Source organism: Kluyvera sp. CHPC 1.2972 (genome assembly GCF_036759925.1).
Classification (GTDB): domain Bacteria; phylum Pseudomonadota; class Gammaproteobacteria; order Enterobacterales; family Enterobacteriaceae; genus Kluyvera.
The window spans coordinates 13,507-30,586 of record NZ_JAPKIB010000002.1 but is presented as its reverse complement, the minus strand read 5'-3'; the positions used below and the strand labels follow the sequence as shown (position 1 = coordinate 30,586).

Here is a 17,080-nt window from a genome sequence, read left to right as displayed (position 1 = left end):
ATGTAGGCCTGTATCAGGTCTACAGAAATTACTTTTTCTTTACCGGACGCTGCCAGCCTTGCTTGTGGACCTGCGGTACACGGCTCAGCACCAGTTCGTTATCAGCAACGTCGCGGGTCACGGTGGTACCGGCCGCAATGGTCACGCCTTTGCCAATCGTTACCGGCGCCACCAGTTGGCTGTCGGAGCCGACAAAAACATCGTCGCCGATAATCGTTTTAAACTTGTTGGCACCATCGTAGTTGCAGGTAATGGTACCCGCACCGATGTTCACGTTGTCGCCAATTTCCGCATCGCCAAGGTAGGTCAGATGACCGGCTTTTGAGCCTTTACCCAGACGCGCTTTTTTCATTTCGACGAAGTTACCCACGTGCGCGCCTTCCAGCAGCTCAGCGCCAGGACGCAGACGGGCGAATGGGCCGATGGTACAAGCCGCTTCCAGATGGGCATCTTCCACCACGCTGTACGGGCTGATTTCGCAGTCGTCACCGATAGTGGCGTTTTTAATCACGCAGCCCGCGCCGATTTTAACGCGATGGCCCAGTACCACGTTGCCTTCAAGGATAACGTTAGTATCAATTTCGACATCGCGCCCATGAGACAAGGTGCCACGCAGGTCAAAACGCGCCGGGTCGCGCAGCATTACGCCTGCCAGCAGCAGTTTTTCTGCCTGTTCGGACTGATAAATGCGTTCAAGGCGGGAAAGCTGCAGACGGTTATTCACGCCGTCAGTTTCACTGATACGCGCCGGGTGAACCGCGGCAATCTCACGACCTTCGTGGTATGCCATGGCGATAATATCGGTGATATAGAACTCGCCCTGCGCATTGTTATTGTCGAGCTTCGCCAGCCAGCGCTTCAGATCCGCGCCGTTAGCAATCAGGATACCGGTGTTGATCTCCTGAATCTGACGCTGTGCGTCGGTGGCATCTTTGTGCTCAACGATGCCGGTCACTTTGCCGTTCTCACGGGTAATACGACCATAACCACTTGGATCGTCCAGCACCACCGTCAGCAGGCCAATTCCGCCCTGCGGCTTGGCTTCACGCAGGCGCTGCAGCGTTTCAACGGAGATCAGCGGCACGTCGCCGTAGAGCATCAAAATATCTTCGTCATCCGCGAAGAACGGCGCAGCCTGCTGCATCGCATGGCCGGTGCCCAGCTGTTCAGCCTGCAGCACCCAGTTCAGGTTGTCGTCGGATAAGGCTTGCTTCAGTAAATCACCGCCGTGGCCATACACCAGATGGACCCGGTTCGCGCCAACATGATTCGCGGCATCAATGACATGCTGCACCATCGGTTTGCCGGCCAGGGTGTGCAACACTTTTGGAAGATCGGAATACATACGCGTGCCTTTGCCCGCGGCAAGGATCACAACGCTCATGGTACGGTTAGACATAGGCATCCTGTCTGTAGATTAAGTATGAAGTAAAGCGGGTTAACGTTGAAAATTCTACATATTTTTCGCCATGAAATGGCCTGCTGATAAAACGCTCAACATTATCTTTCGCCCTGTTTTTCTTCCCTTATTTTCGTCCATATCAAACGCATTTGTCTCGTAAGAAATCAGTCTAATCACGGGTTAGCACGCTATCTCTCTGCTTATATTGTTTTTTTGACACCTGAATAAAGGTCATATCAGATTTAAAACGCTGTTTTATTTACTCGATATTGTGACGAGCGAAAAAGAAACAGCGTTTTGATTTGTTGATAATTACGGCGCCAAACCATTCAGGAAGATGATATGAAAAAGAAAATACCTCTGGCTCTGACACTTTGTAGCGCAGCACTCTCCCTCTCGGCACAGGCCCAGGCGCCCCAGCAATGGAAGGCGATCGCTTTTGGGCAATCCACTGACGTTAACTTCTCCTCTAACGTGTTGCCGGAGAAGGTTGGCGTTAACAACGTGACGATTGACGGTAAGACGCTGACGCCGCAGCAGATTGCCTCACTCAGTAAACCTATCACCATTGAAAGCCGCGGCGGTAAAATTGCCAACTCGCACGATGGCCTGACCTTTTTCTACACCACGCTACCCAGCGATGAGAACTTTGTTCTCTCCGCTACGGTCACCGTCGATCAGTTTGGCCCGGAAAATGGCGCCAAACCGGCCGCTCAGGAAGGGGCTGGACTGCTGGTACGCGATATTATCGGTACGCCTCGTCAGGAGCCGTTGAAAGAGGGCTATGAAGAGTTTCCTGCGGCTTCAAACATGGTGATGAACGCCATCATGACCCAGGATAAAAAAGACGATTACCGCGTTAAGCTGCAGGCTATCTCGCGCAACGGCATCACCCAACCCTGGGGTAATGCGGGCTCTGAGATTAAAAAAGTAAGCTATAAGGAAGGCGTTGACCTGCGAGAGTCGCCGGCCTTCCGCCTTAAGCTCGAGCGAACGAATGAAGGCTTTATCACCGCCTGGGCGCCGGTTGGTAGCGAAGAGTGGGTCATCCAGCAGGTGCCGAATGCCGATCTGATTTCGGTGCAGGATAAAAAGCAGTACTACGTGGGCTTCTTTGCTTCCCGTAATGCGAAAATCACCGTCAGCGACGCCTCATTAACAACGTCGGCAGCTCAGACCGTTGCCTCGAAGCCGTTTGTGGCAAAATCCTGGCCGGTGGTGATGCAGGTGGCATCAGGCAGCCAGAGTGCAGGCCAGAACTATACCTTACAGGCGCGAGCCAACTACGACGGTCAGTTCTCGGTGCGCCAGAATGAAGTGGTGATCGGGGAGAATAAACCGGTGAAAGCCGGAGAGATGTTTACCCTGCCAACGAAGCTCACCGAGAGCAACAACTTCCAGATTACCTTTACCCCCACCAGCGGGCGCGATCGTTCGCCGGTTGAACAGCAGCTTTCCGTTAGCCAGCACAAAGCTACGGTAAGCAGCACGCTGTACGCCGCCGCCGACGGTAAAGCCGATGCCAAAGGCACGGCACAAGCGCCAATGGATCTAGCCACCGCCATCGCGCTGGTGCCACCGGGCGGTAAAGTGGTGCTAGCAGCGGGCGACTACGCGAAGACCGATATCCCTCTCTCCGCAAGCGGCCTTGAAAAGGGTCGTAAAACCCTGGAAGCGGCGGGCAAAGCGGTTATCCACGGCATGCTGTTAGACGGCCACTACTGGACGATTCGCGGCGTGGATATTACCGACAAGAGCCTGCGTATTCAGGGAAGCCATAACCTCATCGAAAACGTTACCGCCTATCACAATGACGACACCGGGATCCAGATCTCTTCCGCCGATAAGCTAGGTCGCCCATTATGGGCAAGCCATAACCGCGTGGTGAACTCTGAGTCTTATAGCAATGAAGATCCGGGTAAGATCAACGCCGACGGTTTTGCGGTGAAAATGCGCGTGGGTGAAGGTAACCGCCTGGAAGGGTGCTACTCCCACGACAACATTGACGACGGTTTCGATCTGTTCAACAAGATTGAGGATGGTGCGAACGGCGTAGTGGTGATTGAGAACTCCATTGCTCGCAACAACACCAGCAACGGCTTCAAGCTCGGCGGCGAAGGCCAGCCGGTGGCCCATGAAATCCGCAACAGTATCGCCATGGGTAACCATCTCGATGGTTTCACCGATAACTTCAACCCGGGTAAGCTGGTGGTGGTGAACAACGTTGCCGTTGATAACCAGCGCTTCAACTTTATCTTCCGTCCAAGCCCGTACGGCGATGCCGCTACTCAGGGCGTGTTCAGCGACAATATTTCGCTGCGCAGTCAGCCGGGGAAATATGACGATGCGGTGGTCGGGAACATTGATACAACCAACTACTTCATTGAGAAAGGTAAAAGCGTTAATACCGAAGGCAAGGAGCTGCGCGCGGAAGATTTCCAGTCGCTGTCACTACCGCAGCCGCTGACCCGTAATGCGGATGGGAGTTTTAATACTGGGAATTTCCTGACCAAGGATTAAAAAACCGCTTCCCCGACGGCGCTTCGCCTGGACGGGCTACATACTTGGGTAGCCCGGACGAGGTGCGCCAGCACCGACTCCGGGAAATTCTCCGGCCTACAAAATACAAAGGTCGCCGTGAGGCGACCTTCTTCGTTTTTGGTTCTGTTTACACCGCATGTGTTGTGGTTTTCGTTAGCGGTACAGCGCTTAACAGAACGGCATCTGACCTACAGGTGAGGCGGCCAGTGCGATCATCAACCCTACAGGTTGAAAGTACCGAAAGAGATGTTCATAGCGCTGAAAAGGGCGATGATTTTATTGATCAGTTTCATGATTTTTATCCTGCGATAGTAGTGGTGTTTTCTGTGACTCATGTCACAAAAAGAAGTCTACTCCTAGGACATTTATCGATCAACATTTTTGTGACTCAAATCACAAAATATTTAAAATACCTTTTCAGTTTCATTTTAATTAAAACAAACCATAAAAAAAGCCAGTCTGGAAACCAGACTGGCTTTTTGACTTTCAAGCCGGTGTTACATCGCTTTTTTGGTCAACTCGATAACGCGCAGTTTAGCGATCGCTTTGGCCAGTTCCGCAGACGCCTGAGCGTAATCCACGTCACCATGAGAGCTCTTAATGTGCTCTTCGGCCTTACGTTTCGCTTCCAGAGCTCGCGCTTCGTCGAGGTCCTGGCCGCGAATAGCGGTATCAGCCAGAACGGTCACGGTGCCAGACTGCACTTCAAGAATGCCGCCGGACAGGTAGATAAACTCTTCGTGGCCGTGCTGTTTAACGATGCGAATCATACCAGGCTTAATGGCGGTGAGCAGCGGTGCGTGGCCCGGGTAAATACCCAGTTCACCTTCGCTACCCGTTACCTGGATTTTCTCGACCAGACCAGAGAACATTTGTTGCTCTGCGCTGACGACGTCCAGGTGGTAAGTCATTGCCATATCACCCTCCGATTAAGGCGTTAAAGTTTTTTGGCTTTTTCCACTGCTTCGTCAATGGAACCGACCATGTAGAACGCCTGCTCCGGCAGGTGATCGTATTCGCCGTCCATGATGCCTTTAAAGCCACGGATGGTGTCTTTCAGCGAAACGTATTTACCCGGAGAACCGGTGAATACTTCTGCTACGAAGAATGGCTGGGACAGGAAGCGCTGAATTTTACGTGCGCGTGCTACCACCAGTTTGTCTTCTTCAGACAGCTCATCCATACCCAGGATGGCGATGATGTCTTTCAGTTCCTGATAACGCTGCAGGATGGACTGAACGCCACGAGCGGTGTCGTAGTGTTCCTGACCAACAACCAGCGGATCCAACTGACGGCTGGTGGAGTCCAGCGGGTCAACCGCAGGGTAGATACCCAGGGAAGCGATCTGACGGCTCAGTACTACGGTTGCATCTAAGTGAGCAAAGGTAGTTGCTGGGGATGGGTCAGTTAAGTCATCCGCAGGTACGTATACCGCCTGTACGGAGGTGATAGAACCGGTCTTGGTGGAGGTGATACGTTCCTGCAGAACGCCCATCTCTTCCGCCAGAGTCGGCTGGTAACCTACCGCTGAAGGCATACGACCCAGCAGTGCAGATACTTCAGTACCGGCCAGGGTGTAACGATAGATGTTATCGACGAACAGCAGTACGTCACGACCTTCGTCACGGAATTTCTCAGCCATGGTCAGACCGGTCAGAGCAACGCGCAGACGGTTTCCCGGTGGCTCGTTCATCTGGCCATATACCAGGGATACTTTATCGATAACGTTGGAGTCGGTCATTTCGTGGTAGAAGTCGTTACCCTCACGAGTACGTTCACCTACGCCCGCAAACACGGAGTAACCGGAGTGCTCGATCGCGATGTTACGGATCAGCTCCATCATGTTTACGGTTTTACCAACACCCGCACCACCGAACAGACCGACTTTACCGCCCTTCGCGAACGGACACATCAGGTCGATAACTTTGATACCGGTTTCCAGCAGTTCCTGAGAGCTAGACAGCTCTTCGTAGGAAGGTGCAGCGCGGTGGATAGCCCAACGCTCTTCTTCACCGATGTCGCCTTTCATGTCTACTGGCTGACCCAGTACGTTCATGATACGACCCAGCGTTGCTTTACCTACCGGAACTTCGATTGGGTGCTCGAGGTCTTTAACATCCAGACCGCGACGCAGACCGTCGGAAGAACCCATAGCGATGGTACGTACGATACCGCCGCCGAGCTGCTGCTGAACTTCCAGCACCAGAACTTCATTACCATTCTGCACCTCAAGAGCTTCGTACACGCGCGGTACGGCATCCTGAGGGAATTCGACGTCAACTACGGCGCCGATTACCTGGACAATTTTTCCAGTAGCCATCTTGAATCCTCTACGAATTAACCTGGTTATACCGCGGATGCACCACCGACGATCTCGGTGAGTTCCTGAGTAATGCTGGCCTGTCGAGCTTTGTTGTATACCAACTGCAGCTCTTTAATCAGGCTGCCGCCATTGTCGGTCGCGGCTTTCATCGCCACCATACGTGCGGCCTGCTCGCTGGCCAGGTTTTCTACCACGCCCTGATAGACCTGAGATTCGACATAGCGACGCAGGAGGGTATCCAGCAGCGCTTTCGGATCGGGTTCGTACAGGTAATCCCAGGTTTTACGTTTCAGATCATCATCTTCTGAAGCCGGTAACGGCAGCAGTTGGGTGATCGTCGGCACCTGAGACATGGTGTTAATAAATTTGTTGCTGACAATATAAAGCTTGTCCAGACGACCTTCGTCGTAGGCCTGCAACATCACTTTTACCGGACCGATAAGTTCGGACAGGGCAGGTTTATCGCCCATACCGGTTACCTGAGCGACAATGTTGCCACCTACGGAATTAAAGAAGGACACACCTTTAGAGCCGATCATTGCGAGGTCGCACTGAACGCCTTTTTCGGTCCATGCCTTCATATCCGCCAGCAGTTTCTTGAACAGGTTAATGTTCAAGCCACCGCACAGACCACGGTCGGTAGACACCACCAGGTAGCCCACGCGCTTAACGTCGCGTTCTTCCAGGTACGGGTGCTTATATTCCAGATTACCGTTCGCAAGGTGACCAATCACTTTGCGCATGGTATCTGCATAAGGACGGCTGGCCGCCATGCGATCCTGCGATTTACGCATTTTGGAAGCGGCGACCATCTCCATCGCTTTAGTGATCTTTTGCGTGTTCTGGACGCTTGCGATCTTACTACGTATCTCTTTTGCGCCGGCCATGAGCTTCTCCTCAATGCCTACGGCCTGCCCTAAGACAGGCCGTCAGACTTTACCAGGATTGGGTTGCTTTGAAGGAATCGAGGATGCCTTTCAGCTTGCCTTCGATTTCGTCGTTATAGCCACCGGACTGGTTGATCTCTTGCATCAACGGAGCGTGATCACGGTCAACGTAAGCCAGCAGAGCGGCTTCGAAGCTACCGATTTTCGCCAGCTCTACATCCGCCAGATAACCACGTTCTGCCGCGAACAGAACCAGAGACTGCTGCGCGACTGACATCGGCGCATACTGTTTCTGTTTCAGCAGTTCAGTCACTTTCTGACCATGGTCCAGCTGCTTACGGGTTGCATCGTCAAGGTCAGATGCGAACTGAGAGAACGCTGCCAGTTCACGATACTGTGCCAGAGCGGTACGGATACCACCGGACAGTTTTTTCATGATCTTGGTCTGAGCTGCACCACCAACACGGGATACGGAGATACCCGGGTTAACCGCAGGACGAATACCGGCGTTGAACAGGTTGGTTTCCAGGAAGATCTGACCATCGGTAATGGAAATTACGTTGGTCGGAACGAATGCGGAAACGTCACCTGCCTGCGTTTCGATAATCGGCAGAGCGGTCAGAGAACCGGTTTTCCCTTTCACTTCACCTTTGGTGAAGGTCTCAACGTATTCGGCGTTAACACGCGCAGCACGCTCCAGCAGACGGGAGTGCAGATAGAATACGTCGCCCGGGAATGCTTCACGTCCTGGTGGACGACGGAGCAGCAGGGAGATCTGACGGTAAGCAACAGCCTGTTTAGACAGGTCATCATAAATGATCAGCGCATCTTCGCCGCGGTCGCGGAAGTATTCGCCCATTGCGCAACCGGCATATGGTGCCAGGTATTGCAGTGCAGCGGATTCAGACGCGGTTGCCACAACAACGATGGTGTTAGCCAGCGCGCCGTGTTCTTCCAGTTTACGTACCACGTTAGAAATGGTGGACGCTTTCTGGCCGATAGCAACGTATACGCACTTGATGCCGGAATCACGTTGGTTGATGATGGCGTCGATTGCCAGCGCGGTTTTACCGGTCTGACGGTCGCCGATGATCAGTTCACGCTGACCACGACCGATTGGGATCATGGCATCAACGGATTTATAACCAGTCTGAACTGGCTGATCAACGGACTGACGTTCGATTACGCCTGGTGCGATAGCTTCAACGGCGGAGAAGCCGTCGTTGTCCAGCGCGCCTTTACCATCGATTGGTGCACCCAGGGTGTTAACCACACGGCCCAGCAGGCCACGGCCAACCGGAACTTCCAGGATACGACCAGTACACTTGACGGTCATGCCTTCGGCAAGGTCAGCGTACGGACCCATTACTACAGCACCTACGGAGTCGCGCTCCAGGTTCAGTGCGATAGCGTAACGGTTACCCGGCAGGGAGATCATTTCACCCTGCATACAATCGGCCAGGCCGTGGATGCGGATAACACCGTCACTTACAGAAACAATAGTACCTTCGTTGTGAGCTTCACTCACAACACTGAACTGAGCAATGCGCTGCTTGATCAGTTCGCTGATTTCGGTGGAATTCAGTTGCATGCTCCAGTCCCCTTAAGACTGCAAGACGTCTGCAAGGCGCTCAAGACGGCCGCGTACGCTGCCATCAATGACCATATCACCCGCACGGATGATAACGCCCGCCATTACAGACTTATCGATTTTGCAATTCAGCTTAACTTTGCGTGACAGACGCTTTTCCATCGCGGCGCTGATTTTCGCAAGCTGTTCTTCATTGAGCGCATTCGCGGAGATGACTTCTACCTCAGAGGTAGCTTCACTCGCGGCGCGCAGATGAATGAACTGCTCGAGAACATCCGGGAGCACTTTAAGACGACCATTTTCAGCCATGACCTTAATCAGGTTCTGGCCGTTTTCGTCCAGTTGCTCACCGCATACTGCGATAAACGACTTAGAGAGCGTTTCCGGTGCCAGCGCACCAGACAGAAGCTCTGCCATTTGTTCGTTCTTCGTCACTTCGGCGGCAAACGCCAGCATGTCCTGCCAGCGATCTACGCTTTTGTGTTCGACGGCAAAGTCAAAAGCTGCTTTGGCGTAGGGGCGAGCTACCGTAACAAATTCAGACATCAGCCCCTCCCTCCTTACAGTTCAGCGACAAGTTTGTCCACGATGTCGCTGTTAGCAGCTTCATCCACGGAACGTTCGATGATCTTCTCGGCGCCAGCAACAGCCAGGATAGCGACTTGCTTACGCAGCTCTTCGCGGGCACGTTTACGCTCAGCATCAATTTCTGCCTGAGCCTGTGCCACGATTTTGTTACGTTCCTGCTCTGCTTCAGTTTTGGCTTCGTCCAGGATCTGAGAGCGACGTTTGTTCGCCTGCTCGATGATTACCTGGGCTTCCGCTTTCGCTTTTTTCAGCTGGTCGGTCGCATTGGCCTGTGCAAGGTCCAGATCCTTTTTAGCTCGTTCTGCAGAAGAAAGGCCGTCAGCAATTTCTTTTTGACGCTTTTCGATGGCTGCCATTAAAGGCGGCCATACGTACTTCATGCAGAACAGAACGAAGAGGACAAACGCGATGGCCTGGCCGAGGATTGTTGCGTTAAGATTCACAGCACAATGCCTCTTTATCTAGTTAACGTTCTGATATTGCTCTTACTTAATTCAAAGCAACGCTTACTACGCGACAGCGAACATCACGTACAGACCCAGACCTACAGCGATCATTGGGATAGCATCCACCAGACCCATAACGATAAAGAACTGAGTACGCAGCAGAGGAATCAGATCCGGTTGACGCGCTGCGCCTTCCAGGAATTTGCCCCCGAGGATGCCGATACCGATCGCAGCACCGATTGCCGCCAGACCCATCATCACAGCGGCAGCCATGTACAGCAGATCCATATTCAGGTTTTCCATGACAGTCTCCAGTTTGTTTCAGTTAAAACGTAGTAGTGTTGGTAAATTAATGCTCTTCAGACGCCATCGACAGATAGACAATCGTCAGAACCATGAAGATGAAGGCTTGCAGCGTAATGATCAGGATGTGGAAAATGGCCCACGGCACATTCAGAATCCACTGTGACCACCACGGCAACAGACCAGCAATCAGAATGAAAATCAGCTCACCGGCATACATGTTGCCGAACAGTCGCAGACCCAGAGATACCGGTTTGGACAGCAGGCTTACCCCTTCAAGGATTAAGTTGACAGGAATAAATGCCCAGTGATTGAACGGCTGCAGTGTCAGCTCTTTCGTGAAGCCACCGATGCCTTTCATTTTGATGCTGTAGAACAGAATCAGGATAAACACGCCCAGTGCCATAGACAGGGTAATGTTTACGTCCGCAGACGGAACCACGCGCAGCGCCGGCAGGCCCAGTATGTGCTCAGCAACATACGGCAGCAGGTCGATAGGCAGTAAGTCCATCAGGTTCATCAGGAAGACCCAGACGAAGATCGTCAGGGCTAGCGGTGCGATAACCTTGCTTTTGCCATGGTACATGTCTTTGACACTGCCATGAACAAAGCCGATTACCAGCTCAATCGCGGTCTGAAATTTACCTGGTACGCCGCTGGTTGCTTTTTTGGCAACGCTACGGAACGTAAGCAGGAACAACAGACCCAGCACCACCGAGAAGAACATGGAGTCAATATTGAGCGTCCAGAAGGTGGCTGGGGGGTTATGCGGATCTACCAGCGAGAAAGTACGCAGGTCCAGCTGAAGGTTATTCAGATGGTGTCCTATGTATTCCTGCGGCGTCATATTTTCAGAAGCCATGATGCCTTTTACCCTTTGTTGTTAATTACAGCGGGCGCCAGTATCTGAACCACTAGCACCAAAATCCATGTCACGATCAGCGGCAAGAATGCCGCCTTTAAAACCGCCAGCGCCACGACCAGTAACACCAGCATCGCAAGCACTTTGAACGCTTCCCCGAAGGCGAACGTCCAGGCCACTCGGCCTTTAGCAGGTGTATGTACCTGGTGACGCCAGGCAAAAATCATAAACAACATATTAGGCAGTAACACTGCCAGGCCTCCGCACGCGGCGGAGATGCCCCAGAAGGGGTCTTTTAGGCTGAACAGCAATCCACTTGCTATCACTGCCAGAAGCTGAATGAACAGAAGCTTTCGTGCAACGTTTCGACTCACGAGCGACATAGACATCACGTTTGTACTCCTGCTCCCTTTGAGGTATGCCGCGTGTCGTATAAAACGTTCTTTAATGCTCTGAGTCAAGCATCAAAAAGCGGTCAAATTATACGGTGACACCCCGTGATTTCAAACAATAAGTAGCCAAAACGTGAATAAATATTTAATTATTTTTCATTCGCGCTGTTTTTCTACTTTTCGCCAAAGTGTGAACGATCGTACAAAACTGCAAATACACCGAAAATAGTGATTACAAAGCGTGCACGAGATCACATATTAAACATTTTCGAGCAAACCGCATAAATCATTGTAGCAAAACGGATGTTTCCATCATTCTGATATCTAAGGCTTAATCAGCCCACTCTTTTAAAAACACCGCGATACAGAACAAAAACCATTCATTGACATTTATAATAATTTATTAACATGACAAAATGACGAATGGGCTGACTTTTAGCAGACTGATATTTTCCATGTTGACTATTTTAAGTCTTAACAAAAAAAGCCGCGTTACGGTGAGGCTACATCAAAGTTAATAACCAGTTAAATATAGCGGGTCACTGGCACAAATTGTCGCGCATTTGTTAACACCAGAGACCCTACATTTTCTCTACTTTTTTTGATAAAAATTAAATTTTATTTGCTTTAATAATAACCAAATGACGCTCCCCTTCCAGCTGAGGAACGTTTAACGGTACCACGCTCTCGACGCTAAACGGTGCTGGAAGCTGAGCGATTTCATCTTCTGGCAACTGCCCCTTCAATGCATAGAAGCGTCCAGTATCACCAGGAAGGTGGTGGCACCAGGTCACCATGTCAGTCAGCGAAGCAAATGCACGGCTAATCACGCCGTCAAACGGCGGTTCAGCTGGAAAGTCTTCAACGCGGCTCTGCACCGGCGTGATGTTAGTCAGCGCTAACTCGTGCTGCACCTGGCGCAGAAAACGGACGCGTTTGCCCAGGCTATCCAGCAGCGTGAAGTGAGCATCAGGACGCACAATAGACAACGGAACACCCGGCAGACCAGGTCCCGTACCGACGTCGATAAAGCGTTCACCTTTGAGCGATGGCGCTACCACGATGCTGTCGAGAATATGGCGGACCAGCATCTCGTTAGGATCGCGTACGGAGGTCAGGTTGTAGGCCTTGTTCCACTTATGCAGCATATCCACGTACGCCACAAGCTGGTTTTTCTGGTGATCGGAGAGGGAGATTCCTGCTTCATTCAGCAGTCGGGAGAGTTTGTTGAGCACGGAGAATACCTGTTAGCGATAATCTGCCGGATGACGGCTTCGCCCTCTCCGGCCTAGGTTGTAGGCCCGGTGGGCGTAGCGCCACCGGGCAATGGTCGGTGCATTAAGCGCTGCGGCGCAGCAGCCCCTGTTTTTTCAGCCATACCAGCAGAATAGAGATTGCTGCTGGCGTGATCCCGGAGATACGAGACGCCTGGCCTATCGAAACCGGTTTGTGATCGTTGAGTTTAGCGATCACTTCGTTGGATAGGCCGTTAACCTGGCGGTAGTCCAGCGTTGCAGGTAGCAAGGTATTTTCGTTGCGCTGCTGTTTCTCGATTTCATCCTGCTGACGGGCGATATAGCCTTCGTATTTAACCTGAATTTCTACCTGCTCTGCTGCCTGCGCATCTTCCAGCATAGGAACAAACGGCGTCAACGCAGTCAGCTGTTCATAAGTCATTTCCGGGCGACGCAGCAGATCTTCACCGCTGGCTTCGCGCGTGAGTGGTGCACTCAGGTGAGCATTCACTTCGGCCGCAGACTCCGATGATGGTGTAATCCAGGTAGACTTCAGACGCTGGCGTTCGCGTTCGATGTTCTCCAGCTTCTCGTTGAAGCGCGCCCAACGAACGTCGTCCACCATTCCCAGTTCACGACCGATTTCGGTCAGACGCAGGTCGGCGTTGTCTTCACGCAGCATCAGGCGGTATTCCGCGCGGGAGGTGAACATGCGGTACGGTTCTTTGGTACCGAGCGTGCAAAGGTCATCCACCAGCACACCGAGGTAGGCCTGGTCACGACGCGGCGCCCAGCCCTCTTTGTCGGCAGACAAACGGGCAGCGTTAAGTCCGGCCAGCATGCCCTGAGCGGCAGCTTCTTCATAGCCGGTGGTGCCGTTGATTTGACCAGCAAAGAACAGACCATGGATAAATTTGCTTTCCAGCGTGAGTTTCAGGTCACGTGGATCGAAGAAATCGTACTCAATGGCGTAGCCAGGACGAACGATTCGCGCGTTTTCCATCCCCTGCATGGAACGGACAATTTGCATCTGCACATCAAACGGCAGGCTGGTGGAGATACCGTTTGGATAAATTTCGTTGGAGGTCAGTCCTTCCGGCTCGAGGAATACCTGATGCTGGTTACGATCGGCAAAGCGCATCACTTTATCTTCGATCGATGGGCAATAGCGCGGGCCGATCCCTTCGATCACGCCGGCGTACATTGGGCTGCGATCGAGGTTATTGCGGATCACCTCATGCGTTTTCTCGTTGGTATGCGTGACGTAGCACGGCATCTGGCGAGGGTGCTGAGAGGCGTTCCCCAGGAAAGAGAAAACTGGCAGTGGGTTATCGCTGTTTTGCTGACCCAGGACGCTAAAGTCGATAGTACGTGCGTCAATACGCGGTGGTGTACCGGTTTTCAGGCGACTCACGCGCAGCGGCAGTTCACGCAGACGGCGAGACAGCGGGATAGATGGCGGATCGCCAGCGCGGCCACCGCTGTAGTTATCCAGGCCAATGTGAATCTTGCCGTCAAGGAAGGTACCGACGGTCAGTACCACGGCTTTGGCGCGGAATTTGAGACCCATCTGGGTCACGGCACCAACAACGCGATCGTTCTCAACAATCAGATCTTCAACCGCCTGCTGGAAGATCATCAGGTTCGGCTGGTTCTCTAGCGCAGTGCGTACCGCCTGACGATAGAGCACGCGATCCGCCTGTGCGCGGGTGGCACGAACGGCCGGGCCTTTGCTGGCGTTTAGTATCCTAAACTGAATGCCTGCCTGGTCGATCGCCGTCGCCATCAGACCGCCAAGGGCATCCACTTCTTTTACCAGGTGTCCTTTCCCAATGCCGCCAATCGCCGGGTTGCAGCTCATCTGCCCCAACGTGTCGATATTGTGTGTCAAAAGCAGAGTCTGTTGACCCATACGCGCTGCGGCCATCGCGGCCTCAGTGCCTGCATGACCCCCGCCAATGATGATGACGTCAAAAGGATCCTGATAAAACATGGTGGTTTGCCTCGCGTAAAGCGGTGTGAAAATGGATTGAAGCCCGGGCCGTGGATTCTACTCAACTTTAGTCGATGGAGAAAGGGTTCGGATCTTGGGTATTAAAAAGAAGATCTTTTTATTTAGAGATCTGTTCTATTGTGATCTCTTATTAGGATCGCCAACCTTTGTGGATAAGTCCGATCCGCATTTTAAGATCAACCGTTTAAGAAGGATCGTTAGCTGTGAATGATCGGTGATCCTGTTCAGTATAAGCTGGGATCAAAACGAAGGGTTATACACAGGTCAAAAACAAGACAGAAGTTATTCTTTGGATAACTACCGGTTGATCCAAGCTTTTAACCAGAGTTATCCACACAATAAATTCGGATCTTTACAAATCTCTGAGCAAAAGATGCCACGATCCCAACCAGATTTCGGCCGGATCTTCAGGAATCTCATGTTCGAGCACGTTGATCTTCAGCGTTTCGCCAATCTGTTTGGCCCCGCAGGCCTTCAGTTCGGCATCCAGCTTGTCGATCGCGCCGCAAAACGTGTCATATTCGCGGCTGCCAATCCCGATTGCGCCGAAGCGAACCTGGGAGAGATCCGGTTTTTGCTCACGTAACGCTTCATATAAAGGCAGCAGGTTGTCAGGAATGTCTCCTGCACCGTGCGTGGAACTGATAACCAGCCAGATCCCTTCCGTCGGCAGGTCATCCAGCATCGGTCCGTGCTGCATTTCGCTGGTAAAACCGGCATCTTCCAGTTTTTCAGCCAAATGCTCTGCTACATATTCCGCACTGCCGAGAGTACTGCCGCTGATAAGAGTGATATCTGCCATGATCGCCCACCTATATATAGAGGAGGGCATTGTACGCTGTGTGTGAGCTGGGATCTACCTGTGGAAAAATGTGGGATTAAAAAAGCTGCTCACGGCTTGATGGTACGCATGATCGGGTTCTGCAGGACGATCAGGGTTTCGGTGGACTGAATTTCATCAATTGTTTGGATCTTGTTGATAAGTACCTGTTGCAGGGCATCGATGGATTTGCACATTACCTTAATAAAGATGCTGTAGTGCCCGGTGGTATAGTACGCCTCGGTGACCTCATCCAGGCTTTCCAGCCTTGCCAGCGCCGAAGGATAGTCCTTGGCGCTCTTCAGAATGATGCCGATAAAGCAGCCCACGTCGTAACCCAACTGCTTAGGACTGACGTCGACGTGCGCGCCGGTAATAATCCCCGCCTGCTTCATCTTCTCTACGCGAACGTGAATCGTGCCCGGGCTCACGGCGAACTGTTTGGCCAGTTCGGCATAGGCGGTACGGGCATTGGCCATTAACGCCTCAAGGATGCCGCGATCCAGATTGTCGATTTGATAATTTTCCATAGCTTTTTCTTATGAAGATTGATGATTCACTCTATTTTAGCCTGTTATTTTATTGAATCAAAAGTGAGTAAGGCTTTTTATTGTTTGATTATTGAATTGGTGTCCTGTTTTGTTGCTTAATCAATACCAACAGGACGCAGGAGTAAAAATAATGAAAACCGCATACATCGCAAAACAACGCCAGATTAGTTTCGTTAAATCCTATTTTTCCCGTCAGCTGGAAGAGAAGCTAGGGCTCGTAGAAGTCCAGGCGCCGATCTTAAGCCGCGTGGGAGATGGGACACAGGACAACCTGTCTGGTTGCGAGAAGGCGGTTCAGGTGAAGGTGAAAACACTGCCAGATGCCCAGTTCGAAGTGGTTCACTCCCTTGCGAAGTGGAAACGTCAAACCCTGGGACAACACGACTTCAGCGCGGGCGAAGGGCTGTACACGCACATGAAGGCCCTTCGCCCCGATGAAGACCGACTCACCGCCATTCACTCCGTTTACGTCGACCAGTGGGACTGGGAGCGCGTAATGGGTGATGAAGAGCGCCATATCGGCACGCTGGAAAGCACCGTGAAGGCAATCTGGGCGGGTATTAAAGAAACTGAAGCTGCCGTGAGCAAAGAATTTGGTCTGACACCGTTCCTGCCAGAGCAGATCCACTTCGTTCATAGCGAAACGCTGCTGAGCCGCTACCCAGGCCTCGATGCGAAAGGGCGTGAGCGCGCGATTGCTAAAGAGCTGGGCGCGGTCTTCCTGATCGGGATCGGCGGTAAACTGTCCGACGGCCAGCGTCACGACGTCCGTGCGCCGGACTATGACGACTGGAGCACCCAGAGCGCTTCCGGCCTCTCTGGCCTGAACGGTGATATTCTGGTGTGGAACCCGGTGCTGGAAGATGCCTTCGAGCTTTCCTCTATGGGGATCCGCGTTGATGCTAACGCACTGAAGCACCAGTTGGCGTTAACCGGCGATGAAGATCGTCTGCAGCTTGAATGGCACCAGGCGCTGCTGCGCGGTGAAATGCCGCAGACGATTGGCGGCGGCATTGGTCAGTCTCGTTTGACGATGCTGCTGCTGCAACTCTCCCATATCGGGCAGGTACAGTGCGGCGTATGGCCAGCGCAGGTTCGTGAGAGCGTCTCCGCCCTGCTGTAATG

General features: G+C 52.4%; 16 protein-coding genes. 2 read left to right on the top strand and 14 right to left on the bottom strand.

Annotated elements, in window-relative coordinates; genetic code table 11:
- Positions 1-28: 28 nt before the first annotated feature.
- Positions 29-1,399 (bottom strand): bifunctional UDP-N-acetylglucosamine diphosphorylase/glucosamine-1-phosphate N-acetyltransferase GlmU, encoded by a 1,371-nt coding sequence (gene glmU / locus V6944_RS03660; RefSeq protein ID WP_333497935.1) that lies wholly within the window; start codon positions 1,397-1,399, stop codon positions 29-31.
- A 345-nt stretch (positions 1,400-1,744) separates the two neighbouring features.
- On the opposite strand from glmU, the gene V6944_RS03655 reads away from it, so the two are divergent.
- The gene (locus tag V6944_RS03655; RefSeq protein WP_333497934.1) at positions 1,745-3,922 is read left to right on the top strand and encodes a right-handed parallel beta-helix repeat-containing protein; all 2,178 of its coding nucleotides are present in this window, start codon (positions 1,745-1,747) and stop codon (positions 3,920-3,922) included.
- A gap of 518 nt (positions 3,923-4,440) precedes the next feature.
- Here V6944_RS03655 and V6944_RS03650 read toward each other — a convergent pair.
- From V6944_RS03650 to asnC, 13 genes are all read right to left on the bottom strand, one after another.
- Complete coding sequence (locus V6944_RS03650) at positions 4,441-4,860, bottom strand: F0F1 ATP synthase subunit epsilon (protein WP_064540602.1); 420 nt, start codon at positions 4,858-4,860, stop codon at positions 4,441-4,443.
- A 20-nt stretch (positions 4,861-4,880) separates the two neighbouring features.
- Positions 4,881-6,263 carry a F0F1 ATP synthase subunit beta gene (gene atpD, locus V6944_RS03645; RefSeq protein WP_035893613.1) on the bottom strand — a complete coding sequence of 461 codons (1,383 nt, stop codon included), beginning with the start codon at positions 6,261-6,263 and terminating at the stop codon, positions 4,881-4,883.
- A 26-nt stretch (positions 6,264-6,289) separates the two neighbouring features.
- Entirely contained in the window at positions 6,290-7,153 is an 864-nt protein-coding gene (gene atpG, locus V6944_RS03640; protein ID WP_035893615.1) for a F0F1 ATP synthase subunit gamma, read from the bottom strand.
- Between the two features lie 49 nt (positions 7,154-7,202).
- Complete coding sequence (gene atpA, locus V6944_RS03635) at positions 7,203-8,744, bottom strand: F0F1 ATP synthase subunit alpha (protein WP_166515109.1); 1,542 nt, start codon at positions 8,742-8,744, stop codon at positions 7,203-7,205.
- Positions 8,745-8,756: 12 nt separating this feature from the next.
- Positions 8,757-9,290 carry a F0F1 ATP synthase subunit delta gene (gene atpH / locus V6944_RS03630; protein WP_035893618.1) on the bottom strand — a complete coding sequence of 178 codons (534 nt, stop codon included), beginning with the start codon at positions 9,288-9,290 and terminating at the stop codon, positions 8,757-8,759.
- A 14-nt stretch (positions 9,291-9,304) separates the two neighbouring features.
- Complete coding sequence (gene atpF / locus V6944_RS03625; RefSeq protein ID WP_035893620.1) at positions 9,305-9,775, bottom strand: F0F1 ATP synthase subunit B; 471 nt, start codon at positions 9,773-9,775, stop codon at positions 9,305-9,307.
- A gap of 66 nt (positions 9,776-9,841) precedes the next feature.
- A complete protein-coding gene (gene atpE / locus V6944_RS03620; protein ID WP_000429386.1) occupies positions 9,842-10,081 on the bottom strand; it encodes a F0F1 ATP synthase subunit C in 240 nt (79 codons plus the stop codon).
- A 46-nt stretch (positions 10,082-10,127) separates the two neighbouring features.
- The gene (atpB, locus tag V6944_RS03615) at positions 10,128-10,943 is read right to left on the bottom strand and encodes a F0F1 ATP synthase subunit A (RefSeq protein WP_166515107.1); all 816 of its coding nucleotides are present in this window, start codon (positions 10,941-10,943) and stop codon (positions 10,128-10,130) included.
- Between the two features lie 8 nt (positions 10,944-10,951).
- Positions 10,952-11,332: a F0F1 ATP synthase subunit I gene (atpI, locus tag V6944_RS03610; RefSeq protein WP_333497933.1), complete on the bottom strand. Its 381-nt coding sequence runs from the start codon at positions 11,330-11,332 to the stop codon at positions 10,952-10,954.
- A gap of 614 nt (positions 11,333-11,946) precedes the next feature.
- The gene (gene rsmG / locus V6944_RS03605; RefSeq protein WP_333497932.1) at positions 11,947-12,570 is read right to left on the bottom strand and encodes a 16S rRNA (guanine(527)-N(7))-methyltransferase RsmG; all 624 of its coding nucleotides are present in this window, start codon (positions 12,568-12,570) and stop codon (positions 11,947-11,949) included.
- A 103-nt stretch (positions 12,571-12,673) separates the two neighbouring features.
- The gene (gene mnmG, locus V6944_RS03600) at positions 12,674-14,563 is read right to left on the bottom strand and encodes a tRNA uridine-5-carboxymethylaminomethyl(34) synthesis enzyme MnmG (RefSeq protein ID WP_333497931.1); all 1,890 of its coding nucleotides are present in this window, start codon (positions 14,561-14,563) and stop codon (positions 12,674-12,676) included.
- Between the two features lie 373 nt (positions 14,564-14,936).
- Positions 14,937-15,386, bottom strand: coding sequence for an FMN-binding protein MioC (gene mioC / locus V6944_RS03595; RefSeq protein ID WP_333495339.1), 450 nt, complete (start codon positions 15,384-15,386; stop codon positions 14,937-14,939).
- 89 nt (positions 15,387-15,475) lie between these two features.
- Positions 15,476-15,934 carry a transcriptional regulator AsnC gene (gene asnC / locus V6944_RS03590; RefSeq protein ID WP_035893632.1) on the bottom strand — a complete coding sequence of 153 codons (459 nt, stop codon included), beginning with the start codon at positions 15,932-15,934 and terminating at the stop codon, positions 15,476-15,478.
- A 151-nt stretch (positions 15,935-16,085) separates the two neighbouring features.
- On the opposite strand from asnC, the gene asnA reads away from it, so the two are divergent.
- Complete coding sequence (gene asnA, locus V6944_RS03585) at positions 16,086-17,078, top strand: aspartate--ammonia ligase (protein WP_333497930.1); 993 nt, start codon at positions 16,086-16,088, stop codon at positions 17,076-17,078.
- Positions 17,079-17,080: the final 2 nt, after the last annotated feature.

Excerpts from the sequence above, each read along its gene's own strand:
- glmU (WP_333497935.1), bottom strand. The coding sequence starts at position 1,399 with ATGTCTAACCGTACCATGAGCGTTGTGATCCTTGCCGCGGGCAAAGGC.
- V6944_RS03655 (WP_333497934.1), top strand. The coding sequence starts at position 1,745 with ATGAAAAAGAAAATACCTCTGGCTCTGACACTTTGTAGCGCAGCACTC.
- V6944_RS03650 (WP_064540602.1), bottom strand. The coding sequence starts at position 4,860 with ATGGCAATGACTTACCACCTGGACGTCGTCAGCGCAGAGCAACAAATG.
- atpD (WP_035893613.1), bottom strand. The coding sequence starts at position 6,263 with ATGGCTACTGGAAAAATTGTCCAGGTAATCGGCGCCGTAGTTGACGTC.
- atpG (WP_035893615.1), bottom strand. The coding sequence starts at position 7,153 with ATGGCCGGCGCAAAAGAGATACGTAGTAAGATCGCAAGCGTCCAGAAC.
- atpA (WP_166515109.1), bottom strand. The coding sequence starts at position 8,744 with ATGCAACTGAATTCCACCGAAATCAGCGAACTGATCAAGCAGCGCATT.
- atpH (WP_035893618.1), bottom strand. The coding sequence starts at position 9,290 with ATGTCTGAATTTGTTACGGTAGCTCGCCCCTACGCCAAAGCAGCTTTT.
- atpE (WP_000429386.1), bottom strand. The coding sequence starts at position 10,081 with ATGGAAAACCTGAATATGGATCTGCTGTACATGGCTGCCGCTGTGATG.
- atpB (WP_166515107.1), bottom strand. The coding sequence starts at position 10,943 with ATGGCTTCTGAAAATATGACGCCGCAGGAATACATAGGACACCATCTG.
- atpI (WP_333497933.1), bottom strand. The coding sequence starts at position 11,332 with ATGTCTATGTCGCTCGTGAGTCGAAACGTTGCACGAAAGCTTCTGTTC.
- mnmG (WP_333497931.1), bottom strand. The coding sequence starts at position 14,563 with ATGTTTTATCAGGATCCTTTTGACGTCATCATCATTGGCGGGGGTCAT.
- mioC (WP_333495339.1), bottom strand. The coding sequence starts at position 15,386 with ATGGCAGATATCACTCTTATCAGCGGCAGTACTCTCGGCAGTGCGGAA.
- asnC (WP_035893632.1), bottom strand. The coding sequence starts at position 15,934 with ATGGAAAATTATCAAATCGACAATCTGGATCGCGGCATCCTTGAGGCG.
- asnA (WP_333497930.1), top strand. The coding sequence starts at position 16,086 with ATGAAAACCGCATACATCGCAAAACAACGCCAGATTAGTTTCGTTAAA.